The following is a 25,939-nucleotide window of genomic DNA, read 5'->3' as shown; positions in this document are numbered from 1 at the left end:
GTAGTTTTTCAACGTGTTCTTTCACAAATGATAATGCTAAAAACGGGCCAGCCTTTGAATGAGCTGGCCCGACCGGATTCATTGGAAACGTATCAACCTTCGTTACGCTCCGGCTGTGGTCCGCCGGAAGGCTTCTGGGGCTTTCGGTTATTGTTTCTGTTATTTCTGTTTCCCTCGTTATTTCCTTTGTTTCTGGGCTCACCGCCAGGGTTGTTACCCTTGTTTTTCGGCTCGCCGGCAGGATTGTTGCCCTTGTTCCGCTGGCCTTCGTTAGGGTTGTTGCCCTTGTTTTTGGCCCCCTGACCGGGATTGCCGCCTTTATTGGCGGGTTCATTACCGGCATTATTTACCGGGTTATTATTACCGGCAGCTTCGGCACTGCTGGTCTCGGCACCGCCGCCATTTCCACGGTTCTTCCCCGACCGGTTTTTCTTCTTTTTCTTTTTCTTCTGCTCGTCGCTGTACTTTTTGTCCAGATTTTCCAGATCGCTGTTGAGCCTGCCAGGCACTTTGTCGATACTTTTCTCCGGCTCGGGCGTCAGGATTTCGAGCGACTCGGGAATAATATCCTTTTTATTCAGCTCGATGATTTCAAGCACCTTATCGATTGGCACGGGATACCAGTTGGTGTCCTTATCGAAGCCGAACCACATGATTTTCTTGAAAATATCCGTCTTCTGCAATGTGGCTACGCCCTTCCTGGTTTTTAGCGGCGCATCCACCGTCGGAATGTCGCGCAATGCGTCGATATAGGTTTCCAGCTCGTAATTCAGGCAGCATTTCAGCCGTCCGCATTGTCCCGAAAGCTTCGCCGGGTTCAGCGAGAGGTTCTGATAACGTGCCGCGGCAGTTGAAATGTTCTTGAAATCGGTGAGCCAGGTAGAACAACAAAGTTCACGGCCGCAGGAGCCCAATCCGCCCAACCGGCTCGCTTCCTGCCGCAGGCTGATCTGCCGCATTTCGATCCGTACTTTGAATTCCGAAGCCAGCGTTTTGATCAGTTCACGGAAATCCACACGCTCTTCCGACGAGTAGTAGAATGTCGTTTTGGTATTATCCGCCTGATATTCAACATCCGAAAGCTTCATATTCAGCTTCATATCGCGGATGATCTCGCGCGTACGGTATAGCGTAGGCATTTCGCGCGCCATCGCCTGCGTAAACTTGTCGAGGTCCTTCTCCGTTGCGATGCGATAGATCACATGCAGGTCGTCGTTGACCTGGATATTCTTGCGCTTCATTTGCAGGCGAACAAGTTCTCCCTGCAACGATACCATTCCTATATGCTGGCCGGAAGCCATTTCGCACACGACAAAGTCGCCCGTGACGAATTCCAGCTGGTTGATATTCCTGAAATATTCCTTTCTGCCTCCTTTGAACTTGACTTCGACCACATCAAAACGCTGTCCCGACGGCACGTCCATGTGACTCAGCCAGTCGAATACGTTCATTTTATTGCAACCGCCCGTTCCGCAGTTTCCTTTACTTCCACATCCGGCCACAGCCGTACCATTAGTACCGCATCCGCCGGATGAACATGATCCACATCCCATAATTACTCCGCTTCATCAATCGTTATATCGAATTAAATCCACGCCTATGTCGTGCCGGAAATATTTTCCCTCGTACTGCACCGCCTGTGCGGCCCGCTGTGATTTGTGCACGGCGTTTTCGAGGGAATTGGCGAGGCCCGTCAGGGCCATTACGCGTCCTCCGTTGGTCACGACTTCGGCGTTTCCGTTGAAAGTGGTACCTGCATGGAACACATGCACATCCTCCACTTTATCTGTTCCCGAAATCACTTTCCCTTTTTCGTAATCCTCAGGGTAGCCGCCCGATACCACTACCGTGGTTACGGCTACCTGCGGCGAAATCTGCAAATCGAAATCCTGCAACGTGCCTTTGGCCGTCGATGCCATCAGCATCGCGAAGTCGGACTGGATACGCGGGATAACTACTTCGGTTTCGGGATCGCCCATCCGGACGTTATACTCAATAACATAAGGCTCGCCTTTTATATTCATCAAACCGATAAATATGAACCCTACATATTTGATGCCTTCGCTCTGAAGGCCATGCAATGTCGGTTTTACGACCTTTTCCTCTACTTTTCTGATAAAGTTCGCGTCGGCGAATACTACCGGCGACACCGCGCCCATTCCGCCCGTGTTCAGGCCCGTGTCGTTTTCGCCGATACGTTTATAATCCTTCGCTTCGGGCAGGATCTTGTAATGCTCACCATCAGTAAGCACAAAAACCGACAATTCTATCCCTTTCAGGAATTGTTCGATCACCACTTTATTTCCCGCCTTGCCGAATTTGCCGTCGAGCAGCATTTCCCGGAAGGCCTGGATCGCATCGGAATGTTTCTCGGCGATGATCACGCCCTTGCCCGCCGCGAGGCCGTCGGCTTTGAGTACGATCGGTAGCGAATGGTTTTCGAGGTATTCCAAACCTATTTCAAGTTCTTCGGCTGTAAAAGTGCGCGAAGAAGCGGTTGGAATGCCATATTTCTCCATGAACTGCTTCGAGAAATCCTTGCTTCCTTCGAGTCGTGCGCCGGCTTTATCCGGTCCGATGATCCGCACTTTGACAAGGTCTTCCCGGCCGTTGAAATAATCGACCACCCCGTTCACCAGCGGTTCTTCGGGGCCTACGATCACGAGTTCGATGTTATTTTCAATTACCGCGTTGGCGATGGAGTCAAAGTCATTGTAAGAAATCGATAGGTTCGTTGCTATTCCCGCTGTTCCGGCATTTCCGGGAGCCATATACAAGGTGTCGCAAAGAGGGCTTTGGGCTATTTTCCAGGCAAAAGCGTGTTCTCTTCCCCCTGATCCCAAGATGAGTATGTTCATAACTGGTTTTAAAAATTCAAAAATATTGACTTCCGGCGTTATCGCCGGGGGTGCTAGTTGGCGAGCTCCGACAGGAACTTGATGCGCATCAGCCGCAATTCTTCCTCGCTGACCTCCTCGCCCTCGAATTCACTCAGCGCGGTGGCGATATTGTCCGTCTCGGCGGTCATAAAATAATCGTAAATGTCCCGTTGCCGCTCGCGGTCGATCACCTGGTTGATATAGTAATCCAGGTTCAGTTTCGTGCCGGAATAGCAAATATGCTCTACCTCTTCGATCACATCCGACAGCGCCAGGTCCTTTACCTCGGCAATTTCGTCGAGACTCACCTTCCTGTCGACCTGCTGGATGATAAAGATCTTGATCTTCGACTTATTAACCGTGGATTTGATCACCACGTCCTTTGCCGTTTCGATTTCGTTCTCTTCCACATACCGTGAAATCAGCTCGATAAACGGCTTGCCGAATTTCTGCACTTTACCCATTCCCACGCCGTTGATCTGCGCCATTTCCTGCTGGGTGGTAGGGTAGGTTGTGGCCATCTCTTCCAGCGAAGGGTCCTGGAAAACTACGTATGGCGGCAGGTTTTTCTCCTTCGCCACCTTTTTACGCAATGCTTTGAGCATGCCGAGCAATGTCTCGTCGTAAGCATGCGCGCCCCCGTTCCCGTTCCCCGATTCCTTATCGTCGTCGTCGGCCTTCACTTCTTCCTCATCGAAGTTATGGTCTTTGTGCAGCGTCACAGGGTAAGGGTCGTTCAGGTATTTGGCGCCTTTCTCCGACAGTTTGATGACGCCGTAATTCTCGATATCCTTTTCCAGGTACCCGAAAATCACCAGCTGACGGATCGCCGAAACCCAGTACTCGCGCGACTCATTCAGTTCCAGCCCCTTTCCGTACACATCCAGCTGGTCGTGCTCGTAGCTTTTTACATACTGGTTATCGGTGGCGGTCAGCAGATCCGCAATGTGGTCTGCATCAAAGCGTTGCTCGGTGAGTAATACCGATTTGAGGATCAGGACAATATCGTCCTGTACTTTGATTTTTTCGGTCGGCTTGTTGCAGTTGTCGCAGTAGCCGCAATCCTTCTCGAGATATTCCCCGAAATAGCTTAGCAACTGCCGGCGCCGGCAAACGCCCAACGTCGAGTAAGCCACCATTTCATTCAGCAGATGTCGTGCATTGTCGCGTTCGGTTACCGTTTTGTCCTTATTGAACTTTTCGAGCTTCTGAATGTCATCGTAGCTGTAAAACATCAGGCAGTTACCTTCCAGCCCGTCACGTCCCGCGCGGCCGGTTTCCTGGTAATAGCCTTCGAGCGATTTCGGCACATCGTAATGGATCACAAAACGGACATCCGGCTTGTCGATCCCCATTCCGAATGCGATCGTCGCCACGATCACATCGCATTCTTCGTTCAGGAACGCGTCCTGATTAGCCATCCGTGTGTTGGCGTCGAGGCCGGCGTGGTACGGTAGTGCACGTACGTCGTTGACGTTCAGCAGCTCGGCCACTTCTTCCACCGTTTTCCGGCTCAGGCAGTACACAATGCCCGATTTGCCCTTGTTGTTGCGGATATAGCGGATAAGCTGCTTCTTGATATCCTTTTTGGGTCGGATCTCATAATAAAGGTTTTTCCGGTTGAACGACGATTTGAACGTCTCGGCTTCCTCCATTTGCAGGTTTTTGCGGATATCCTGCTGCACCTTCGGCGTCGCTGTGGCCGTCAGCGCGATAATGGGCAGATTGCCGATATTCTCGATAATGCCGTGAATACGGCGGTATTCGGGCCGGAAATCGTGGCCCCATTCGGAAATACAATGGGCCTCGTCGATCGCGACGAACGAGATTTTCACTTTTTTGAGAAAATCGAGATTGTCCTCTTTCGTCAGCGACTCGGGTGCAATATAAAGCAGTTTCAGGCTTCCGTCGAGCGCGTCGGTCTTGACGCGCGTCATTTCAGCCTTGGTAAGCGTGGAATTCAGGAATTGGGCATTGATACCGAACGCGGTAAGCTGGTCGACCTGGTTCTTCATCAAAGCGATCAGGGGGGAAATAACGATGGTCAGTCCGTCGCTGACAAGTGCAGGAAGCTGGTAGCAGAGTGACTTGCCTGCGCCCGTAGGCATGATCACGAATGTATTTTTACCTAAAAGTATATTTTGTATGATAACTTCCTGATCTCCGCGGAATTGACTATATCCAAATATTTCTTTAAGCTTCCCTTTCAATGTGTCTGTAATGACTTTATCGACCTGCTGTACCATACTCTGTTCACAAAATGGTTATTCCAAACTTCCCTATCTTTGCGCTTTGAAATAAATAATGACGTTTTCGTCGCTCTAAACTGTGTTTCAGATTTGAAATTAATAAAAAATATTCAGTCAATCGCAAAAGAAGTATTACGTCAGGAGGCGGAAGCAGTACGCAATCTGGCTGAATTGATTGACGATGAATTTGAAAAATGCGTATATGCTATTCTACATTCCGGAGGGCGGGTCGTAATCTCCGGCGTTGGCAAAAGCGCCATTGTGGGACAGAAGATTGTAGCCACACTGAATTCCACCGGAACGCCGGCACTATTCATGCATGCGGCCGACGCCATTCACGGCGACCTGGGCATGATCCAGGATAACGACGTGGTGATTGTAATATCCAAAAGCGGCGATACGCCGGAAATCAAAGTGCTTGTACCGCTGCTCAAACGCACCGGCGTGCAGATGATCGCGATGGTGAGCAATAAGGACTCCTATCTGGCCAAAAACTGCATTCTCACGCTCCATGCGCATGCTCCCGCGGAAGCGGACCCGCTCAACCTCGCGCCTACGACGAGCACTTCCGTAACGATGGCCCTTGGCGACGCCCTCGCCATTTGCCTGCTCGAAGCGCGCGGGTTCACACATGACGATTTCGCTCGCTACCACCCCGGCGGCTCGCTCGGCAAGCGGCTTTACCTCAAAGTATGCGACATTTACCCGCACAACGCATTGCCGGCCGTGAACGAGCAGGCCACATTGCAGGAGGTAATTCTGGAAATGACCTCCAAACGACTTGGCGCAACAGCCGTTCTGAATGATAATGGACTAATGGCGGGTATTATCACCGACGGCGACCTTCGTCGGATGCTGAAAACCTATGGCGCGGCGGGGTTACTCGACCTGCATGCGAAGGACATCATGACCCAATCGCCGATTACGGTGTCTCCCGACGAATATGCGGTGAATGCATTGGAAGTAATGCAATCCAAAAGCATTACGCAGGTAGTGGTCGTGGAAGATGGTAAGGCGCTGGGTTTTGTGCATTTGCACGATCTATTGCGCGAAGGGTTGGTGTAGCGCATTTGTCACGCTGAGCGGAGTCGAAGCGCGGTAACAGTACCGCGCTTCGACTCCGCTCAGCGTGACAAACTATATCATCTGAACCGCTTCGACTGCTGCACCTCGCGCTCGTCCTTGCGGATAAAGCGGTTGGCGAAAACATTGGCTAGCATAGCGCCTACTAATCCGTAGAAACCAATATCGTATTTGCCCGTCAGTTCAGGATCGAAAAGTTTCGCTGTTTTGTAAAATGTGAAATAGATCACCAGACCCATTGTCACGGTCATCAATATCGAGTTCACCGCGCACAGTGCCGACTGCAGAATGCGGTTTTTGAACTGAAAAATAGCATAGGCAGCTACACCGGCTGTCAGAATGGCGAGCACTACAAGATAATATACCGGCTGAACATTGGATTGCACTTCGTTGATCTGGTGATGAAGCCTCAGGGCCGTCAGATCGGCACTTTGTCCTCCCGTTAATGCTACTTTCGACCAGATCGGGAAGGCGAGGAAAATACCCATTCCGATGACAACCATAGCCAGGAAGATAGTTTGAATACGTTGTAACATGCTTTTTTAAGAATTATTCTTTTTCAAATGATGGGCAAATTTAGGTAAAGACGCCATTTGCCCGAAATAGCATCAGGAAATCACTTCGCCATAAAGGTCAAATTCCTCCGCGGAAGTTACTTTCACTTGCGCAAAATCGCCCAACCGCACATACTGGCTCGCGGGCACGAGTACTTCATTATCCACCTCGGGGGGAGTCGTACTCGGTACGGCCGATGAAGTAGCCGCCTTCCTTCCGGTCGAAAAGCACTTTGAACGTTTTACCGACTTTTTCCTGATTGAGCTCCGCCGAAATGCCTTGCTGTAACTCCATAATGCTGTCGGCACGCTCCTGCTTCACTTCCGGCTCGACGTCGTCTTCCATTGTGAACGAATGCGTATTGTCTTCGTGCGAATACTGGAATGCGCCCAGGCGGTCGAAACGCATTTTTTCCACAAACTCATAGGTTTCACCGAACAGCTCTTCGGTTTCTCCCGGGTGGCCGACGATCAGCGTCGTGCGCAATGCGATATCGGGGACTTTGTCGCGGATCGAGTGGATCAATGCCTCCGTTTTCTCACGGGTAATGCCCCGGCGCATCAGTTTCAGCACTTCCGTCGAACCCGATTGCAGCGGCATATCGAGGTATCTGGCGATGTTGCCACGCTCGTTCATCACGTCGAGAATATCCATCGGGAAACCCGCCGGATAGGCGTATTGCAGGCGGATCCATTCGATGCCTTCCACGTCGGAGAGGTTACGGAGCAGGTCTGAAAGGTTTCGTTTTTTGTAGATATCCAGGCCGTAGTAAGTCAGGTCCTGGGCAATGAGGATAAGCTCTTTGGTACCGCGTTTGGCAAGCGATTTCGCTTCTTTTACCAACTCGTCGATCGGCCGGGAAGCGTGACCTCCGCGCATGAGTGGGATCGCGCAGAATGAGCACGGACGGTCGCAGCCTTCGGCAATTTTCAGGTACGCATAATGCGCGGGTGTGGTGAGCAGGCGCTCGCCTACGAGCTCGTGTTTGTAATCGGCTTTCAGGGTTTTGAGCAGGCGGGGCAGCTCGTTGGTGCCGAACCAGGCATCTACTGTGGGTATTTCAACCGCCAGTTCGTCCTTGTACCGGTGCGACAAGCAGCCTGTAACATACACCTTATCCACCATACCGGCAGCTTTAGCGTCGGCATAGCGCAAAATGGTGTTAATCGATTCCTCTTTCGCATTGTCGATAAACCCGCAGGTATTGATCACGACGATCTGCGAATCATCCTTTTTCGACTCGTGGTCCACCGTGAACCCGTTGCCTTTGAGCTGCGTGTAAAGCACCTCCGAGTCGACCAGATTCTTGGAGCAACCCAGCGTCACGATATTGACTTTATTCTTTACTATTCCTTTGGTTTTCATTGAAATGGGCTGTCGGCTATCGGCTGTCAGCTATCGGCTTTAAATGTTTTGGCGCGGCGTTCATGTCAAAAGTGACTGATAATGAACGGCGAAATGGGGTGCAAAGTTCGTGAAAAAATGGTTAGGAAGCACTATCGGATGAAAGGAAACCTTTGGACGACGTACTCGACCGGGATCTTCCTGAAGTATTCCCCAATGACCCAATCGCCCCGGGTATAATTCGGAATAATGAAATGGTCGCCATTCGTGAGGTAACATTTGGCATAACCCAGCGGCATTTTGTGGTTGTTGTTATGATAGAGCACCATTTTTTCGATATCACCATCTTGCAGGCGCAATACCACATCTTTGAATGCGATTTCAAGCTCGTGTTTTTCTGGAAATGTCTCAATGGTAATGTCTTTGACATAGTACCAATGGTTCAGTTTAAGCGCCAATGTTAAAAGCCCGAATGCCAAAAAGAATACGGAGGCTACGAACATTCCAAACCTTATTAATGTCTGATAATCCACTGTGTAGGAAAAGTACCCGAAGAGCGAGATTTTATACAAAAACACGCCTACAAAAAGCGCATAAAAAACGAACAGGTTATCCATCCGAACAAAGTACCACCAGGCACTAGTCTCATAAAACCTCGAAACTTTCATCGGTGAATTACGGCCGATGGTGTCCCGCGTGTAACGCAGCACTTTCCACATAAACCATCCGAACGGAACGAAAACTATCAGAAATACAATCAGTGTTTCCATGAAAAAAGGGTATCCTGAGGCGAGAATGTCATCAAGATACCCTTTTTAAATATTCCTTAAAACAGCAATAGCCGAACGGTTACATTGTCCGACCAGCGGCCATTATCCTATTTTCTTAAACAGCGAATCCACAAACTCCGCGCGGTCGAAAACCTGTAAATCGTCCATTTTCTCGCCTACGCCGATGTATTTGACCGGGATTTTGAACTCATCCGAAATGCCGATCACTACGCCGCCTTTCGCGGTGCCGTCGAGCTTGGTGATGGCTAATGCGGTAATGTCGGTTACTTTGGTGAATTCGCGTGCCTGGATCACGGCGTTCTGGCCGGTGCTGCCGTCGAGGACGAGCAATACTTCGTGCGGTGCTTCGGGGAGGATTTTCTGCATCACGCGCTTGATTTTCGAAAGCTCGTTCATCAAATTCACTTTCGTATGCAGGCGGCCTGCCGTGTCGATGATAATTACATCTGCATTCGACTCGACACCTTTTTTGATCGCGTCGTATGCGACGGCCGACGGGTCGGTGTTCATGCCGTGATCGATCACCGGCACATTCACGCGCTGGCCCCACAGTTTCAGCTGGTCGACGGCCGCGGCACGGAAGGTATCCGCCGCGCCGAGCACGACCTTGTGCCCACGCTGGTGAAACTGGTGCGCCAGCTTGCCGATCGTCGTCGTTTTACCTACCCCATTCACGCCCACCACCATAATCACATAGGGTTTCGGCAAATGTTCGGTTTCGAAGCTGTCCCTGATGTCGACCGACTTGTTCTCGGTCAGCAATGCGGCGATTTCCTCGCGCAGGATGCTGTCGAGCTCGGCGGTCGATGCATATTTATCCCTGGCAACGCGCTCTTCGATGCGTTTAATAACCTTGACGGTCGTTTCCACGCCTACATCCGAGCTTACCAGTATGTCTTCCAATTCGTCCAGAACGTCCTCGTCGATCGTGGTTTTACCCACAATAGCCCGTGAAAGCTTGCCAAAGAAGCTGTCCTTGCTTTTTTCGAGGCCCTTATCTAATGTTTCTTTTTTCTCCTTTGAAAAAAAGCCAAATAAACCCATAGTGCTGATTAGTTATGGCCCAAAAATAAAGAAAAAAGTCCCGGAAAGGGACTTTTTACAATTCAATATCAAAACCGGGGATACCTTAGTTTTTCAATGCACCCTGCACGCCATCCAGGGGAACGATTTCTTCTTTGAAGGTGTAAGCTCCTGTTTTAGGAGATTTTACGGCCTTAATCACTTTGGCAAATGATTTACCGCCTTCTTTTTTCAGGGTAGCAACTACTTTCTTTGCCATGTCTGTATATCTGTTAGAAGTTGATTATGTTAATGATTAACTGTTGCGCGCTTACCCATTATTGTTCAGCTTCACGTGACAGTTAACGGGTAACAAAACGAACTTACTTAATTTCTTTGTGGACTGTATAACGTCTCAGGAAAGAGTTGAATTTCTTCAATTCCATACGGCCTGGCGTATTCTTCCGATTTTTTGTGGTCACGTAACGTGACATGCCTGGAACACCGCTCTCTTTTTGTTCTGTGCATTCCAATATGACCTGTACTCTATTACCTTTCTTAGCCATTGCTTTACATCGTTTTACAAATAGGAGTGCAAAAGTAAAGACATTTTGCATTAATCGCAACAATTACAGACAAATAAACAAGAAATTTTCCTGAATTTGGTCAAAGCCGCCCGCGGGTAAGCGGTTGTCGGACAAGCGAATAGAATTCGGCGATTTCTGGAATCGTCCGAATTTCTGTCCGGCACATGACGGAAATCTAACGCAAACTTGCTTTCTTCGTGGTCGATTTGGTATCGCAACCTTAATCTGGCGAAAATTCTTAAAAATTAACAAAATGACACTCAAAAAAAGCGCTTCTTTGGCCCTGATGGCCCTGGCAGTTTCTTTCTTCATCGGTTGTTCTTCCAAAGAAGACCGTGACAAATATGATCAATGGTATGGCTCAGGTAGCAAAGCGCGGGAAGAAGCGGCCCTCGTGAAGCTGCAAAGCGATAGAAAAGCGGCGGCTGAAAAAGCAGAAGCGGAAGCAGCCGCAAAACCCGCAACTCCCGCGGCAACCCCGGCGGCGGCCGGCGACTCCGCAGCAGCGCCCGCAGCCGAGGCAGCAGCCAGTGCCGCACCGAAACGCAAACCTGTTCCCGCCGAAGTTTCCGCATTGCTGAACAAACATACCTGCTTCGCATGCCACCAGGCTTACGACAAAGTAGTGGGCCCTGCCTACGCGGAAGTTGCAAAGAAAAAATACACGGCCGATCAGATCGTGGAGCTCGTGCACAGCCCCAAACCCGAGCATTGGCCTGGCTATCCCCCCCATGGCGCCGCTGCCACACGTTCCCAAGGCCGACATCGTAGTGATCGCCAACTGGATCAACTCGCTCTGATCCCTGGCAAAACCGGACATATTCCATAAAATACGGGCCGTTCATGCTATGGACGGCCCGTATTTGTATCTTTGCGAAAGCATTAGTAATCTAATATGAGTCAAACCGCACTTCACCCCGCCGACGTTACCGATGAAATTCTGGCCGCTTATGAAACCGTAATCGGTCTGGAAGTACATTGCCAGCTTCTGACGGAGTCCAAGCTTTTTACCCGCGATTTCAACATTTTTGGTACGGAGCCCAACACCAATATCGGTCCGCTGACGATCGCATTGCCGGGAACTTTGCCCAAGGTCAATAAAAAGGCCGTCGAATATGCCATCCGCCTCGGCATTGCCTGCGGATGCTCCATCAGCAAAAGGACCATTTTCGACCGTAAAAATTACTTTTACCCCGACCTTCCGAAAGGTTACCAGATCTCGCAGGACAAAAAACCGATTTGCGAGCAGGGCGGCGTACATATTTCTTTCAAACACGAAGGAAAATTCACGGAAAAAACCATTCGTTTTCACCATATCCATTTGGAAGAAGACGCCGGCAAATCGGTGCACGACGGCAGTCATACCGAAACTATGCTCGATTATAACCGCGCCGGCACACCGCTGGTAGAGATGGTTTCCGAGCCGGATTTGCGTTCGGCGGAAGAAACGGGCGCATTTGTGACGGAAATCCGCCGTCTTGTGCGCTATCTGGGCATCAGCGACGGCAATATGGAAGAAGGTTCCCTGCGCGCGGACGTGAACGTGTCGGTACGCAGGAAGGGCGCTGAAAAATATGGCACGAAAGTCGAGATCAAGAATATGAACTCGATCCGGAACATGATGCGCGCCATCGCTTTCGAGGAACGCCGCCAGGTGGCATTGCTCGAATGCGGTGAGCAGGTGCAGCAGGAAACGAGGATGTTCGATGTGGAAAGCGGGCAGACGTACGGAATGCGCGTGAAGGAAACGATGAACGACTACCGCTACTTCCCCGATCCCGACCTGAGCCCGGTAGTGGTTTCGGACGAATGGCTGGCAAGCATTAAGGTGACCATGCCGGCATTGCCGCACGAATTGCGCGAAAAATTTGTGAATCGATACGGTATCCCGGCCTACGACGCCGCGGTACTGACCGATACCCGTGAGCTGGCCGCATATTTCGAAGCCGTTTGTGCTCAAACAAGCCATTTCAAGGCGGCGTCGAACTGGCTGATGGGCCCTGTGAAATCGTTCCTGAACGATCATCACGGCGACATTGCCCATTTCCCGATCAGCGCCGCTAACCTGGCGGCCCTGATCGAGCTGAACGAGTCGGGCGCGGTGAGCCACTCGGTGGCCGCGCAGAAGATTTTCCCGGTCATGCTGGCCGAGCCTGACCGCGAGCCTTCGGAGATCGCATCGTCAAATAACTGGCTGCAAAACAGCAATACAAACGAGCTGGAAACGTTGGTAAATGAGGTAATCGACGCAATGCCCGACAAGGTTGCGGCATACCGAAAAGGTAAAAAAGGGCTTATGGGGTTATTCGTCGGCGAAGTGATGAAAAAATCGAACGGAGCCGCCGATCCGAAGCTCGTCAACCAGTTGCTGGCGCAAAAGTTGTAAACTCACACATTTGAAACTCAGATACAGAAGATCATGAAGGAACTATTAAAACGGAGTGCATTGGTTTTGGGCAGCGCGTTGCTGAGCTTCCAGGTCATGGCGCAAATCGAACCGAAGGGCTTTACCGTCAATGGAAAGGTCAAAAGCGGTTCCAAAGGCGAAAAAGTCATCCTGTCGCAATCCACAGCCGCCGGGTCTTCTGTTAAAATAGATTCCGCCCAGCTTGCGGCCGACGGTAGTTTTACATTGAAAGGAATCGAGAAGGACCGCGGCAGTTTTTTTACGATCAATATCGCCGACCGGCAGAAATTCCCATTGCTCGTCGAAGGCGGGGAGACATTCACTGTGACGGCCGACGGCACCCCGAAAGACGACAAAGGCAATGGCGGAAAAGTGAGTGTTACCGGTTCCAGAAACATGGAATATTACGCCAAAGTGGACCAGCTCATGCAGACATTCTCGGCCAAAGTAACCGGTTGGAATGAAGCCTATGCCACTGCGGAGGAGAAAAAAGATACCAAAAAAATCCAGGAGATACAGCAGGCCTACCAGGCTGCGGAAAAGGAGCGTGTAATGGCCTTGCGCCAGATGATCCCCGAAATGGGTACATCGCTCATCGCCCTTTTTTCGGCCAACAACTTCCTCTCGCCCGAGACCGATCTCGACATTCTGAAAAAGCTTGCCGATGATTATTCCAAAGTCGACCCGGTGCCTACGCTCGCGAAAGGTTTTATCGGTTCCGTCAAAAGAATGGCCGGCCTCGCGGTAGGTGAAGTAGCCCCTGATTTCACGCTCAACAGCCCTGAGGGCAAACCGATCGCGTTGTCGTCGTTACGCGGCAAATACGTGCTGATCGACTTTTGGGCGTCCTGGTGCGGCCCTTGCCGGATAGAAAACCCGAATGTGGTGCGTATGTACGGCAAGTTCAAGGACAAAGGCTTCGACATTTACGGCGTTTCGCTGGATGATAACGAAAAGGCCTGGAAAACTGCCATAGAACGCGATAAACTCACCTGGCTGCATGGTTCGGAATTGAAAAAATGGAATTCCGGCGTAGCGCAGACTTACGGCGTCAACGCGATCCCCGCCACATTCCTGCTCGATAAAGAAGGAAAAATCATCGCAAAAAACCTCCGCGGCGCGGCGCTCGAATCGAAGCTGACCGAACTGCTAGGGGCTCAATAATACACTTTTTGGTTTATAAATAATAAAATCCGTAGAGTTGATCCTGCGGATTTTTTGCATTTCCGGGGAGTTCGGGAGTTTATGAGTTTAGAGTTTAAGGTTGATGAGTCTATGAGTTCAGGGGTTCAGGTTGGCCAGTTTAAAGTTCAGGGTTAAGAGTCTGAAAGTAATGTTATTGGATTTAGATCTTAAACTGATCAACCCGCAAACTCCATACTCACAAACCCTAAACTCATAAACCTTCTTCCGGCTCGTAATGAAACAGCAGCGGATCGGGGTATTTGAATTCGTACCGGTAGGTTTTCGAAAATTTATCCCCTGAAATCAGTTTAAATGCAGGATGTTGGGCCGGCATTTTGAATGTCGGCGCTTCCCACCCGAACTGCCCGCAGGAATCGACATAAACTTCGCTGCGTGTCGGGTGAAATGGTGCCGTGATGTTGAACGTTTCGTTTTGAATGCCCTGCTCGATAATAGCCTTGATGATCCCGACCGCATCGTCGCGATGGATGTAATTCACGGAAATATCGCCCGTAGTCAGGTCTTTCTGTCCCTGCACATATTTTCCGGGAATACGGTTGTACCCCAGCAGGCCGCTTAACCTGAGAATAGTTACTGTTTTTGCGGGCCTTAACTCGGCTAGTGCATTCTCCGCCGCCACCATTTCCGGCTGGGACGAATGCCCGGGCAATTGCACGTCCGGTTCGACGGCGGTTTGATTCAAATCGTGGTAGACGCCGGTCGAACTGATAAAAATCACCTCCTTCACCGGCGATTGTCGAACCGCCTCGGCTACCATCCGCATCTGCGCGGGGTAATTTCCCGGTACATTTTGCGCCCTGCGCGGCGGAACCGAGATCACGATCACGTCGGAATCAAAAAAAGGCCCCGAAATGCTCGCATCGATCCCGGCTTCGGGGTTTAACGGCAGCAGGTAACCGTCGATTCCGGCCCCTGCAAATCGCTCTAATTTGCCCTCCGACGTGGTGCTGCCTTTTACTACCGATGTAATACCGCTGCCCAGTAACCGTTTAGCTAATGGAAATCCGAGCCAACCGCAGCCCAGGATGCTTATGCGTTTTTTTCCTACTTTTGAAACTTGTTCCGACATATATTCTCTCCGCCAAATGGTTTATTTCAAATCCTTATTGTGCATTCTGTTTATAGCTTTCCTCCAATTTTCATGTAAAACCGACCAGCGCAAGGAGGCCGATACCAGCAATATCCGGTTTGAACTGGTTTCCAAAAACCTCGACGAAGAGCTGTTCTCCTGCAAATCGGTCGAGGAGGTACAAAAGTTCCTCGATAGCCATCCCTATCTTGCGCAGGTTTACTTTACGGATGCGCCGGTAGAGCCCGCTAAACTGGCCGCCCACCTGTTTACCATCCTCCAAAATCCCGATTTACAGGCATTCCGCGCACAGCTCGACTCCGTTATCGGTGACCGGAAAATCCGCATTCTCAATCCGCTTACCGATGCGTTCAAGCAGATCAAAGCATATTATCCAGGGTTTCCGGTTCCGGAAGTGCAGTTTATCATCACCGGCTTTACAGGCAGCGATCTTTACATTTCGGATTCGCTGATTATCGTCGGCCTCGACTATTTCGGCGGACCGGCAGCCCGTTACCGTCCAAACGTATACGACTACCAGCTCCGTCGTTATCAACGCGAGTACATCGTTCCCTCCATCGTTTTCTTCGAATCCAATAAATACAACCGCATGAACCCCGACGACAAATCGCTGCTTTCGGATATGATCGGTTATGGCAAGGGTTACGAATTTGTAAAACAGATCATGCCGCAAACGCCCGACAGCCTGATTATAGGCTATTCAGACAGTGATTTGAGAAAGACTTATAACAGCCAGACGGATATCTGGGCATATTTCATTGCCAGCAAGCTGCTCTACGAGAAGAGCGATTTGAAAAAGCGCAAGTTCATCGACGACCGTCCGTTCACAACTGAAATCGGCAATAAGGTGCCTGGCGCCATTGGCCGGTGGGTCGGATGGCGGATTGTGAGCAGGTTCATGGTCGAAAACCCCGACGTTTCCCTGACGGAACTGATGGAAATCGATAATGCCGGGCGAATTTTGCAGGAATCGGGATATAAGGGGCAAACCGACGAAGACTAGTAAGTTTTTTACTTACTTTTGCGCCAGACCATTGTCCAGATAGCATTTAAATGCCTTTTACGCTCATCATTTTCCTCTTGCTTGTTCCCGGTTTCGTGGTCATCGGCGTGTACCTCGAAAGAAAGGTCTCGGCCTTCATTCAGGACCGGCTCGGACCGATGGAAGTAGGGAAATGGGGCTTGTTGCAGCTTTTTGCCGATTTGCTCAAACTGCTTCAAAAAGAGGACATTGTGCCTAAGGCTGCCGACCGCAAGCTCTTTCTGATCGCCCCTTTCGTCATATTCATTTCTGTTTTTGCGGGTTTTGCAGTAGTCCCGCTGGCTCCCGAATTAGCCGGATCGGGTGCGGCCATCGGCGTTTTTTTTCTGCTGACGATCGTTTCCGTTGATGTAATCGGCCTGCTGATGGCTGGCTGGGGTTCGAATAACAAATTCGCTTTGTACGGCGCCATGCGTGCGGTGGCGCAGATCGTTTCCTACGAAATACCGCTGGGCTTGTCGATTCTCTGCGTGATAATGTTGACCCAAACGCTCGATTTGCAGGCTATCAGTTACCAGCAAGGCATTTTTGCCCCTGAAACCATTTACCTCTTCGGAATGCGCGAACTGGGCATCGATGTGACGGGCGTAGGAGGGTTTCTTTCCTGGAATATCATCCGCAATCCATTTCTGCTGATCGCCTACGTCGTTTTCTTCATCGCATCGCTGGCCGAATGCAATCGCGCGCCCTTCGATCTTCCGGAAGGCGAATCCGAGCTCGTAGCCGGTTTTCACACCGAATATTCGGGAATGCGGTGGGCGTTGTTCATGCTGTCGGAATATGGCATGATGCTGCTGGTGTCGCTGCTGGGGGCTATTCTTTTTCTGGGAAGCTGGAATACGCCATTGCCGAATATCGGTCCGGTGAAACTCGCCGACTGGACCAGCGGCGAGCCGGGAACCTTTTTCGGCTATGTTACCGGCATTTTCTGGCTGCTTTCCAAAGCTATGTTCGGCATATTGATCCAGATGTGGGCACGCTGGACGTTACCGCGCCTGCGCGTGGACCAGCTCATGTACCTCGGCTGGAAGGTGCTTACGCCTGTGGGACTTGTACTGTTCTTTATCTCGGGAGTCTGGCGTCTGATCGGCGTCTGATCATTTCGCAATCTCGGCGCCGTCCAGGATGTAGTTCATCTGGTAAATATCATCGGCGTTGAGCTTCAATGTACCTGTAAAAGTAAGGCGCTCGTCGGTTTTGAACTTTCTGCCGTCTTTTTTCTTGAAATTTAGGGTCATTACCGTTTCCGGGCCTGCGCCGCCGCAGAAAAAGCACGCGCTGAACGGAAATGCGGAGAGCACGTACAAATTGGCCTCCAAATCAACCGGCAGGATATAGCCGGTAATGGTAACCTGCTGCCCTTTCAGCTTCTGTACGCTCGGGCCAAACGTCGGGTGCAGCATATAAATCGACTCCTCGGCATACCATTTCTTTTTGAAAGTGACGTCCCGCAGGGTTTCCCAAGTCAGCTTTACCGGCTCAATAGCCGGTTTGAAGGCGAACAATGAGACTATGCAAAGGAACAATATGCTGATTTTGACAGATTTCATCAGTATTCAATTTTGTATTTCAATGATTTGTACCGGTTTAACAAATTTACACACATTATTATTCCTCCGCCAGTGTCCGCGAGATATTCAGGCGGTAAATACCGAGCGACGGTAATGCGGCCGCCACCACGCCGATCGCCAAGGCGCCGAAAAACAGATAGATTTCCTCCGGCAACAATGCGAATTTGCCCAGCGAGTAATGAAAGTCCTGCTCCGCCGATTTTGAAAATATCCACAAACCGACGCGGCTGGCCATAATACCCGCAAAAAAAGCCGATTACAGCGAGCGATAACCCCTCGATCAGCAACATCAGGAAGAGCCTCGTGCGCGTCGCGCCCATGGAAAGCATTAGCGCCATTTCATATTTCCTGTCTTTCAACGAATTATAGAGAGAAATAAAAACGCTGACACCGGCGATCGAAATAATGATCAGGGCCAGTGTGCGTAACGTTTCGATGCCAACGCCTAATAGCGAAAACAGGCGGTTGATTTCTATACTCGGTAATGCAGCCTGCATAGATGTATTTTCATTGATATGCCGCGGGATCGTCATCAAGCCCATCGGATTCCGGAACTGGATCAATGCGCTGGTCACGTCCTTACCTTCCTCGTCCGGTTCCGGGTCGACATGCGTTTGGCCGTCGCTATGCTCGACTTCCGCGACAGCGGGGGCTTTTTTTGCTTCATCAGAATGCTCATGAATGTCCCAAACGCTCGAAAGCCGGGTGATAATCAGCTGATCTACGACGGTGCCGCTCGGCTTAAATATGCCAACTACCTTGTATTTCTTGTCCTCATGCTTCTCTCCCTCCGAATCCAGCCCGTGCGAACCGGAAAACTGGTCGCCGATTTTCAGTTTGGAATCCCGCGCCACTTTGCTGCCAATCGTCACCTCCATCGAAGCATTATATAAATGTCCTTCGGCCAGTTCTGCATTGAAATGCTCGACATATTTCGGAGTCGTTCCCAGAATGCGGAAGCCCTGGTAATTGTCGCCCATCGAAAGCGGGATTACCGTTTTCACGAACGGGTTTTTGCGCAATGCGTTTACCTCCGCCAAAGGAATGTTACCGGTAGGCGCGTCGATCTGGTAAATGCTGGAAAGGATCACCTGTAAAGGGCTGCCTTTTGCGCCTACCACCATGTCAATGCCTTTCAGATTGCGCTTGAACTGCTCGTCGAGCTGCTTGTTCAGCAGTAAAAGCAGGGAAATCATACCGATACCGAGGGTGAGCAGCAGGGCGCTCAAAAAACTGTTGAGCTTTTTTTCACGGAGATTGGCGAGGCTGATCTTGAAAAGATTCATTCGGAAAAGGGTTTTGCGCGGGCAGCGGCAAAGCCGTCGCGCTGTTTTTTACAGAAAGACCTGGTTAGAGAATTCATCCTTGAGGCGTTGGTCGTGGGTGACCACCACCAGGCTCGCCCCGATTTGCGCCGATTGTTTTTTCAGCAACTGGATCACCCGCTGGCAGTTGTCGTCGTCGAGGTTGGAGGTCGGCTCGTCGGCCAGAATAATATTCGGATTGTTCATCAAGGACCGTGCAATGCTCACCCGCTGCTGCTCGCCCTGGCTCAGCTGGTTTGTTTTCTTCGAAAGATGGTCGGCAAAACCCAGTTGTTCGGCTAGTTGGCGTGCCTTTTGCCGGTCTTCCTTCCGGTTGGCCAGGTAGTTGGAGAGCAGAATATTGTCCATCACCGAAAGTGAACTTACGAAATGCGGCCGCTGGTAGATAATGCCGATATTCCGGGCCCGTGTGGCTGTGATTTCCCGCGGCGTCAGGTTTTTCACCGACTTGCCTGCGATTACGACGTCGCCGGATTCGGGTTCCAGCAACAGGGCCAGCAGGTGCAGCAATGTTGTTTTTCCCTTGCCCGACTGCCCGAGGATCAGCAGGGTTTCCTTGTCGTCGCAATGAATATCGGGAAAACTGAACCGTTTCTGAGGGGAGTAGGCAAACCTTAACTGATTACTCGAAATCATTTTTTGTGGCGCTTTTTGAGTACGCAATGATAGTGAAGTTTTGCCTCGTTTCCAGCCAAAACGTTTGCATAAGTGCGGTTTCAAACGCTTATTCGCAATCTTTTAGTACTGCTCCTCTTCGTCGTTCCTAAAAAATCATATCCACACAAATAAAACATTATTAAAATCGTTGAAATGGTGTTGCATCCTGAAGAAAACCAACAACTATTCTATTTTTGCAAAAAAATCGATCTGAAAATGCGTAGAAATTTCGACTTGAGAAGAGTATCCGGAGCATTGGCTATGACCCTGATTTTAGGGCTTTTACTGCCTGGAAAGGGCGTTAAAGCGCAAAGCAGAGGCTTCTTCGTTCCTTATTCTACGGCAGGTTTTGGTATTGGTACTTCCAGTTATTACGGCGACCTCGCTCCCTATCGCCGCCCGCTGGCCTCTACCTTTAAAATGATCCGCTGGAGTGTCGGCGGGAACTACACACGCCACTTTACGCCACGGCTGGCCGCACGCGCCAGCTTTATTTACGCCCGGATCGCCGGCGACGATTACATCATGAACCGCGATTCGAAACATCAGACCAGCATCTTTTACGCGCGGAACCTGCATTTCCGCAATGATTTGAAGGAATTCTCCGTCCAGGGTATTTACAAACTCACTCCGGACAACCGCAGCTACGACCGTCGCCCGCAGTTGGGCGCATACCTGTTCGCGGGCGTCGCGCTTACCGCGCACAACCCCAAAGCGCTCGACTCACTGAAAGGCGACTGGGTAAAATTACAGCCGCTGGGCACCGAAGGACAGGGTAATGAGGGTTATGCCAAGCCATATTCACTGGTCCAATTCGCTATCCCGGTTGGCATAGGAGTTCGGTATAAAATCAATTCCAAATTCGATATTTCCGCGGAACTGGGCTATCGTAAAACGTTCACCGATTACCTCGACGACGCCCATGGGAACTATGCCGACCCCGCTCTGTTTGCCGACGACCCCCTGGCAGCTCATATGGCAAACCGCTCCGCAGAGCAATTTGCGGTTCGTAAAGGCGTAGACCGCACGGAGGGCATCAGGAACTTCATGCAGGTAAACTACCCCACAGTCGACAACAGTAATCCCATGCAAGCGCTGCAACAGGTGGGCTTTGCGGCACCCGGCACCGCCCGTGGCAACAGCCCTACCCAGAAGGACGCATACCTTTTCGGCATGATCCATATTCATTATATGCTGCCTTCGCAAGTGAAATGTCCGCCACTGAGATAATTGACTTACCGCATTGAAATATACTTTCAAACATTTGAATGGCCGGCCATCGTGGCGGAGATACTTGCCGGCAATGCTGCTGGCAGGTATTTGTTTTTTTCCTGCGAGCCCACATGCACTCGCTCAGCGGGTGGAGATTGGTGCGGGCGTCGGAGGCTTCAACTACCGGGGGGATATTTCACCTACTTTTCGTTTCCGTTTTTTCAAGCCGGCCGGAAGCCTTTTTTTCCGGTATAACCCCAATCAGGCTTTGTCGCTCCGTGCCGAAATAGCAGGCGGTTTTATCGGTGCCGACGACAAACACAGCGACGATCCGTTTCAGCAAGTCCGGAATATGTCGTTCAGGACTACCGTATTTGAGGGAAGCGCCGTTGCGGAATACAACTTTCTGAATTACCACGACCGCCGTTTCGCCGTCAACTGGAGTCCGTATGTTTTCGGAGGTATCGGGCTTAACAAATTTGACCCGAATATCCAGACGAGCGCATACAAAACATCCGGCATTGTCCTGCCTTACGGTGTCGGGATCAAATACCAGATCCGCCGTCCCTGGAATATCGGGCTGGAATACGGCACCCGAAAAACTTTCACCGATTACCTCGACAACCTGGGTGGCGATCCGACTTCCACGGACAAGTTCCAACAGGGCGATCCTTCCGTAAAAGACACCTATTTTTATGTGCGCCTTTCGGTGAGTTATACTTTCTACAAAATCTTTTGTCCCTGATTATATGAAAAAAATTCTGCTGATTGTTTTTGCCTTGATTATCGTCGCATTGGCAGGCTTTTGGGGAGTTAGAAAATACACGAAATCGTTCAGCCCCGAAGCTGTTGCGGAGACCAGCGCTAATGGTATTAAAATCAGGGTATCATATGGCCAACCGAGTAAAAAAGGTCGCTTGATTTTCGGCCGGGAGCAGGATAAAGCGCTGCTTCCCTATGGCAAGGTCTGGCGTACAGGCGCTAACGAGGCAACGGTAATCGAATTCGAAAAAGACGTAATTATGGGCGGAAAGCCCGTTAAAGCTGGGTCTTATTCGCTTTTCTCTGTTCCGGGGCAAAGCAGCTGGAAAATCATCCTGAATTCGGAAACAGGGCAATGGGGTACGGAATATAATGACGGCAAGAATGTCATGAACGTGGAAGTACCCATCCGTATCCGGCCTGCTGTTCAGGAAGTATTCCATATTTACTTCGAAGAGATCCCCAACGGTGTCAATATGGTCCTGAGCTGGGACCAGACGGAGGCACTGGTTCCTTTTACCCATCCTTAGTACATGCGGCTACGACCAGTTTTTTATGTTTGTTGATGCTATTGAAAAAATAGATCAGTTCACCCGCCCGGTCCATTTTATCATACGTTACTATGCAGGGAGCGATATCGTACCCGGCACAGCGACCTTGTTCTTTGTAAACGAAGACGGCTTCGCAGTAACCTGCCGGCATGTGGCGAGGCAAATACTTTATGCCAACAGCATTTATGAAAACTATCTGAAATTCAAAGGAGAGCTGCGCAAGTTCGAAAAAGACCCGGGCTTCGGCACGCAACGTAATCTGCTTGAAACGAAATACAAAATCACACCTGGCAGCCCGATCCGCATACTTTTCAATTTTATCCATTGCGTATCGGCATACAAGGGGCTAACGATCCATCTGCATCCTACACAGGACCTGGCCATTATCCACTTCAGGAACTACGAGGTGAAGCAATACCAGGGCCATGCCCAATTCCTGAAAGATTCACGGCTGGTCCGACAAGGAAGGTATCTGTGCAGGTTGGGTTACCCGTTTCCCGAATTCACCAATTACCGGTACAACAAAAATACTGCCGACATCGAATGGACGACCGAAGGGAAAATCAAGACTCCTAGCTTTCCCATCGACGGCATCATTACCAGACATATCGGCGACAACAATGAAATCGTGGGCATTGAAATGAGCACGCCCGGGTTACGCGGACAAAGCGGCGGCCCGTTGTTTGACCCCGGTGGCATTATTTACGGCATGCAGAGCTCCACGCGGCACCTCCACCTCGGTTTTGACCAGGTCAACCGGGAAGTAACAATAGACGGCCACCGGAAGAAAGTTTCCAACTACCCTTTCCTGAATGTCGGGCAATGCGTGCACGTGGATGTGATCAAGCAGTTTTTAAAAGAAAAGAACATCCGGTACTACGAAACCGACCCTGCCTGAAAATTATCGAATCAGAGCACCAGCATCAGTTCCTCCAACCGCCGGATATCATAGGTCGGTTTCTCATCGAACTGCAAACCGGCCGGGTTGAGGTAAACGGTATCCATCCCCACTTGTTTGGCGCCGAGGATGTCCGCAATCCAGTTGTCACCCACCATCAGGCTCTCCTCTGCGGTTGTTTGTGCGGTGTGCAATGCAAACTCAAAAATTTTCCGGTCCGGCTTTTTGGCATTAGCCGTTTCGAAAGTCACAACGTTGTCAAAAAAATGCCCTATTTCGGAGCTCGCGATTTTCCTTGCCTGGACTTCATTGAAGCCATTTGTAATAATATGCATTCCGTAACCGGCCGCCGCCACGTAATTGAGCAAATCCAGCGCGCCATCCAGCAAATGCTTCTTATCGGGAAGGGACCGGAGGTAGAGTTCACCAATTTCCGTATGATCGGGCGGGCATTCCGCGCCCAGTTCTTCAAAAACCATTCTGAACCTGTTCTCGCGTATATAGCTATGGTGCAACTGGCCCCTGTCGAAAGCATCCCACAAAGCGGTATTAATTTTAAGGAAGGAGCACACAAAATCCTCACAGGATGTAATTCCATACCTTGTCAGTTCGTGTTGATGGAAAATCTCTTCGAGCGACTCCGAAGAATTTCTTTCAAAATCCCAAAGTGTATGGTCGAGATCGAAGAAGATATGCTTGTATCTCATCTGAGAAAAATTCAATTTTTATAAGAAAAGTGAAATTACGACATGTGACTGAAAAAAGTAGAGCTTGCGGAACCAAATTCGACCTAAATCGACAGTCGTGTCGTAAATTATTCGTTAAGTTCTATTATTTATTTTAATCGCCCAACGCTTGTGCCTCAACGAACGCCGGGTGCTAAAAACATGCACCACTTGTTAACATCTGTTAACGGGAAATAATTTTTCTGCAAAAAGAAACTCAAACATTTGCAAATTATTTTCCAAATCTATTTCTTTGATTCGTATAATTCGAAATACCGAAAAGTCACATCTGAAATTTCACCAAACAAGAAAGGAGAAACAATATCGACGAACTGCTCTACGTTAACTAAATCGAATAGTAAAATGGAGAAAGTCCAAGTTAGCGACAGTGAGTTGGTAACATTGTATATCCGGGGCAATGAGAAGGCTTTCGAAAAGCTTGTTCAGCGCCACAAGTCGAGAATATACACCACTATTTATCTGATTGTCAAGGATCAATATGTAGCCGAAGATTTGTTGCAGGATACATTCATCAAAGCCGTTGACACGATTAAGAGTGGTAGATACAACGACGAAGGTAAGTTCCTGCCATGGATTATACGAATCGCACACAACCTCGCCATTGATTATTTCAGACGCGATAAGCGCTACCCCAATGTAGTGTTCGAAGATGGGAGCAGTGTTTTCAACACGCTGGATTTTTCGGAAGATTCCGTTGAGTCGATCCAGATTCGTCAGGAAACACATGAGCAGCTGCGGGAGATGATCCAGCGGTTGCCCGACGTGCAGAAGCAAGTGCTGATCATGCGCCATTACGAGGACATGAGTTTTCAGGAAATTGCGGATGCCACCGGTGTGAGTATCAATACGGCATTGGGAAGGATGCGTTACGCGTTGATAAACCTGCGTAAGCAATTTAACCAACGTGCCCCACAGTATGACAAAAACCTTTACTTACGATGATGTTGTAAGGTATTTATATGCCGAAACAACTGAGAATGAAAATGAACAGATTGTTGAGGCGCTCGCACTTGACGATAACTTGATGAACTTTTATCTCGATTCCCTGGAAATCCGGAATCAGATGAATAAAATCACGCGGACTCCTTCCGAAAAAGTGGTTTCAGAGGTTTTCAGATATTCGCGACAATTCTCTTCTAAAAGGCCTGCCGCACTCCTGTTCTAAGGTGAGTCGGCAGGTTTTTTTATTTCCAGCTATCGATCCGTTAGCTGGAAATTGTCATTATTTTAAGATGAAGCGGCCAGTGCGCCGGTTCAATCAGATTTTTCTGCGTAGGAACCCATCCCTTCGCAGGACCGTAATACTATTATGCAAAGAAAAGAACGCTATAAACATTTTCTGGAATACTTCACCCAGAATTTCCCCGAACCGGAAACCGAACTGCATTATTCCAACCCGTATGAACTGCTGGTCGCCGTAATCCTGTCGGCGCAATGCACCGACAAGCGGGTAAATATGGTTACCCCCAAACTTTTTGAACGCTTTCCGGACCCCGAGTCCCTGGCGGCTTCCAATGCCGAAGAAGTGTTCACCTATATCCGCTCCATTTCTTATCCGAACAATAAAGCGAAACATCTGGTAGGAATGGCCCGCATGCTGGTTGAACAGTTCCATTCGGAAGTTCCTTCCACGGTGGAAGACCTCCAGAAAATGCCGGGCGTGGGCCGGAAAACCGCTAATGTAATCGCATCGGTGATTTTCAGTATGCCGGCTATGGCTGTCGACACGCACGTTTTCAGGGTATCGCGAAGGCTGGGCCTCGTTCCGCTCACCGCTAAAACGCCCCTGGCCGTGGAGCGGGAGCTCGTGACGCACATTCCGAAGCATTTGATCCACAAAGCGCACCACTGGCTGATCCTGCACGGGCGTTATGTATGCACCGCACGTAACCCGCAATGCTTCCAGTGCCCGCTGTCGCCATTTTGCAGATACTTTGAAAAAAATGTAAAAATCGACGTTTTTCATTCCTGATTACAACCAA

General features: G+C 50.0%; 24 protein-coding genes and 2 pseudogenes. 12 read left to right on the top strand and 14 right to left on the bottom strand.

All coding sequences use genetic code 11. The features are described 5' to 3' along the window. Window positions 1-92: 92 nt before the first annotated feature. From ricT to recQ, 3 genes are all read right to left on the bottom strand, one after another. Window positions 93-1,451, bottom strand: coding sequence for a regulatory iron-sulfur-containing complex subunit RicT (ricT, locus tag ABV298_RS14990; RefSeq protein WP_353722871.1), 1,359 nt, complete (start codon window positions 1,449-1,451; stop codon window positions 93-95). A 117-nt stretch (window positions 1,452-1,568) separates the two neighbouring features. Beyond that, window positions 1,569-2,858 (bottom strand): phosphoribosylamine--glycine ligase, encoded by a 1,290-nt coding sequence (gene purD / locus ABV298_RS14985; RefSeq protein WP_353722870.1) that lies wholly within the window; start codon window positions 2,856-2,858, stop codon window positions 1,569-1,571. 53 nt (window positions 2,859-2,911) lie between these two features. Beyond that, entirely contained in the window at window positions 2,912-5,125 is a 2,214-nt protein-coding gene (gene recQ, locus ABV298_RS14980; protein WP_353722869.1) for a DNA helicase RecQ, read from the bottom strand. Between the two features lie 93 nt (window positions 5,126-5,218). Here recQ and ABV298_RS14975 point away from each other — a divergent pair, with 93 nt between their 5' ends. Next, a complete protein-coding gene (locus ABV298_RS14975; RefSeq protein WP_353722868.1) occupies window positions 5,219-6,193 on the top strand; it encodes a KpsF/GutQ family sugar-phosphate isomerase in 975 nt (324 codons plus the stop codon). A gap of 77 nt (window positions 6,194-6,270) precedes the next feature. Here ABV298_RS14975 and ABV298_RS14970 read toward each other — a convergent pair whose 3' ends face one another. The 6 genes and pseudogenes from ABV298_RS14970 to rpmG form a co-directional block, all read right to left on the bottom strand. Beyond that, window positions 6,271-6,747, bottom strand: coding sequence for a DUF4293 domain-containing protein (locus tag ABV298_RS14970; RefSeq protein WP_353722867.1), 477 nt, complete (start codon window positions 6,745-6,747; stop codon window positions 6,271-6,273). Between the two features lie 72 nt (window positions 6,748-6,819). Beyond that, window positions 6,820-8,131: pseudogene (rimO, locus tag ABV298_RS14965) on the bottom strand (30S ribosomal protein S12 methylthiotransferase RimO). A 131-nt stretch (window positions 8,132-8,262) separates the two neighbouring features. Next, on the bottom strand, window positions 8,263-8,880 hold the full coding sequence (locus ABV298_RS14960; protein ID WP_353722866.1) for a hypothetical protein: 618 nt from the start codon (window positions 8,878-8,880) through the stop codon (window positions 8,263-8,265). 102 nt (window positions 8,881-8,982) lie between these two features. Beyond that, the gene (ftsY, locus tag ABV298_RS14955) at window positions 8,983-9,945 is read right to left on the bottom strand and encodes a signal recognition particle-docking protein FtsY (RefSeq protein ID WP_353722865.1); all 963 of its coding nucleotides are present in this window, start codon (window positions 9,943-9,945) and stop codon (window positions 8,983-8,985) included. Between the two features lie 85 nt (window positions 9,946-10,030). Further along, window positions 10,031-10,183, bottom strand: coding sequence for a DUF4295 domain-containing protein (locus ABV298_RS14950; RefSeq protein ID WP_138482365.1), 153 nt, complete (start codon window positions 10,181-10,183; stop codon window positions 10,031-10,033). A 103-nt stretch (window positions 10,184-10,286) separates the two neighbouring features. Beyond that, entirely contained in the window at window positions 10,287-10,469 is a 183-nt protein-coding gene (gene rpmG / locus ABV298_RS14945; protein ID WP_019944752.1) for a 50S ribosomal protein L33, read from the bottom strand. 274 nt (window positions 10,470-10,743) lie between these two features. Between rpmG and ABV298_RS14940 the strand changes: the two genes are divergently transcribed. From ABV298_RS14940 to ABV298_RS14930, 3 genes are all read left to right on the top strand, one after another. Further along, entirely contained in the window at window positions 10,744-11,319 is a 576-nt protein-coding gene (locus ABV298_RS14940; RefSeq protein ID WP_353722864.1) for a hypothetical protein, read from the top strand. Between the two features lie 66 nt (window positions 11,320-11,385). Next, window positions 11,386-12,876, top strand: coding sequence for an Asp-tRNA(Asn)/Glu-tRNA(Gln) amidotransferase subunit GatB (gene gatB, locus ABV298_RS14935; RefSeq protein WP_353722863.1), 1,491 nt, complete (start codon window positions 11,386-11,388; stop codon window positions 12,874-12,876). A gap of 33 nt (window positions 12,877-12,909) precedes the next feature. After that, window positions 12,910-14,061 carry a TlpA disulfide reductase family protein gene (locus ABV298_RS14930; RefSeq protein WP_353722862.1) on the top strand — a complete coding sequence of 384 codons (1,152 nt, stop codon included), beginning with the start codon at window positions 12,910-12,912 and terminating at the stop codon, window positions 14,059-14,061. A 232-nt stretch (window positions 14,062-14,293) separates the two neighbouring features. Here ABV298_RS14930 and ABV298_RS14925 read toward each other — a convergent pair whose 3' ends face one another. Beyond that, a complete protein-coding gene (locus tag ABV298_RS14925) occupies window positions 14,294-15,172 on the bottom strand; it encodes an NAD-dependent dehydratase (protein WP_353722861.1) in 879 nt (292 codons plus the stop codon). Between the two features lie 37 nt (window positions 15,173-15,209). Here ABV298_RS14925 and ABV298_RS14920 point away from each other — a divergent pair, with 37 nt between their 5' ends. Continuing rightward, entirely contained in the window at window positions 15,210-16,196 is a 987-nt protein-coding gene (locus ABV298_RS14920) for a gliding motility protein (RefSeq protein ID WP_353722860.1), read from the top strand. A 50-nt stretch (window positions 16,197-16,246) separates the two neighbouring features. Further along, window positions 16,247-17,332 carry a complex I subunit 1 family protein gene (locus ABV298_RS14915; protein ID WP_353722859.1) on the top strand — a complete coding sequence of 362 codons (1,086 nt, stop codon included), beginning with the start codon at window positions 16,247-16,249 and terminating at the stop codon, window positions 17,330-17,332. Here the strand turns inward: ABV298_RS14915 and ABV298_RS14910 are convergent, their stop codons facing one another. The 3 genes and pseudogenes from ABV298_RS14910 to ABV298_RS14900 form a co-directional block, all read right to left on the bottom strand. After that, window positions 17,333-17,785 (bottom strand): DUF3299 domain-containing protein, encoded by a 453-nt coding sequence (locus tag ABV298_RS14910; RefSeq protein ID WP_353722858.1) that lies wholly within the window; start codon window positions 17,783-17,785, stop codon window positions 17,333-17,335. Between the two features lie 58 nt (window positions 17,786-17,843). Beyond that, window positions 17,844-19,092, bottom strand: a pseudogene (locus ABV298_RS14905) (FtsX-like permease family protein). Window positions 19,093-19,140: 48 nt separating this feature from the next. Further along, the gene (locus ABV298_RS14900; protein ID WP_353722857.1) at window positions 19,141-19,767 is read right to left on the bottom strand and encodes an ATP-binding cassette domain-containing protein; all 627 of its coding nucleotides are present in this window, start codon (window positions 19,765-19,767) and stop codon (window positions 19,141-19,143) included. Between the two features lie 237 nt (window positions 19,768-20,004). Between ABV298_RS14900 and ABV298_RS14895 the strand changes: the two genes are divergently transcribed. Genes ABV298_RS14895 through ABV298_RS14880 form a run of 4 tightly spaced genes read left to right on the top strand, consistent with a single transcriptional unit; the run spans window position 20,005 to window position 23,211 of the window. Further along, on the top strand, window positions 20,005-21,018 hold the full coding sequence (locus ABV298_RS14895; protein WP_353722856.1) for a hypothetical protein: 1,014 nt from the start codon (window positions 20,005-20,007) through the stop codon (window positions 21,016-21,018). A 13-nt stretch (window positions 21,019-21,031) separates the two neighbouring features. Next, window positions 21,032-21,745: a DUF6089 family protein gene (locus tag ABV298_RS14890; RefSeq protein ID WP_353722855.1), complete on the top strand. Its 714-nt coding sequence runs from the start codon at window positions 21,032-21,034 to the stop codon at window positions 21,743-21,745. 4 nt (window positions 21,746-21,749) lie between these two features. Then, window positions 21,750-22,292: a DUF2911 domain-containing protein gene (locus ABV298_RS14885; protein WP_353722854.1), complete on the top strand. Its 543-nt coding sequence runs from the start codon at window positions 21,750-21,752 to the stop codon at window positions 22,290-22,292. A 25-nt stretch (window positions 22,293-22,317) separates the two neighbouring features. Beyond that, on the top strand, window positions 22,318-23,211 hold the full coding sequence (locus ABV298_RS14880; protein ID WP_353722853.1) for a trypsin-like peptidase domain-containing protein: 894 nt from the start codon (window positions 22,318-22,320) through the stop codon (window positions 23,209-23,211). 11 nt (window positions 23,212-23,222) lie between these two features. Here ABV298_RS14880 and ABV298_RS14875 read toward each other — a convergent pair whose 3' ends face one another. Then, complete coding sequence (locus ABV298_RS14875; protein WP_353722852.1) at window positions 23,223-23,918, bottom strand: YjjG family noncanonical pyrimidine nucleotidase; 696 nt, start codon at window positions 23,916-23,918, stop codon at window positions 23,223-23,225. Between the two features lie 381 nt (window positions 23,919-24,299). Here ABV298_RS14875 and ABV298_RS14870 point away from each other — a divergent pair, with 381 nt between their 5' ends. After that, entirely contained in the window at window positions 24,300-24,899 is a 600-nt protein-coding gene (locus tag ABV298_RS14870) for an RNA polymerase sigma factor (RefSeq protein ID WP_353722851.1), read from the top strand. Window positions 24,900-25,266: 367 nt separating this feature from the next. Beyond that, window positions 25,267-25,929, top strand: coding sequence for an endonuclease III (nth, locus tag ABV298_RS14865; RefSeq protein WP_353722850.1), 663 nt, complete (start codon window positions 25,267-25,269; stop codon window positions 25,927-25,929). Window positions 25,930-25,939: the final 10 nt, after the last annotated feature.

It is taken from the genome of Dyadobacter sp. 676 (assembly GCF_040448675.1).
In the GTDB taxonomy this organism is placed as follows: domain Bacteria; phylum Bacteroidota; class Bacteroidia; order Cytophagales; family Spirosomataceae; genus Dyadobacter.
The sequence above is the reverse complement of the archived record's forward strand: the minus strand, read 5'-3'. Positions and strand labels throughout refer to the sequence as shown.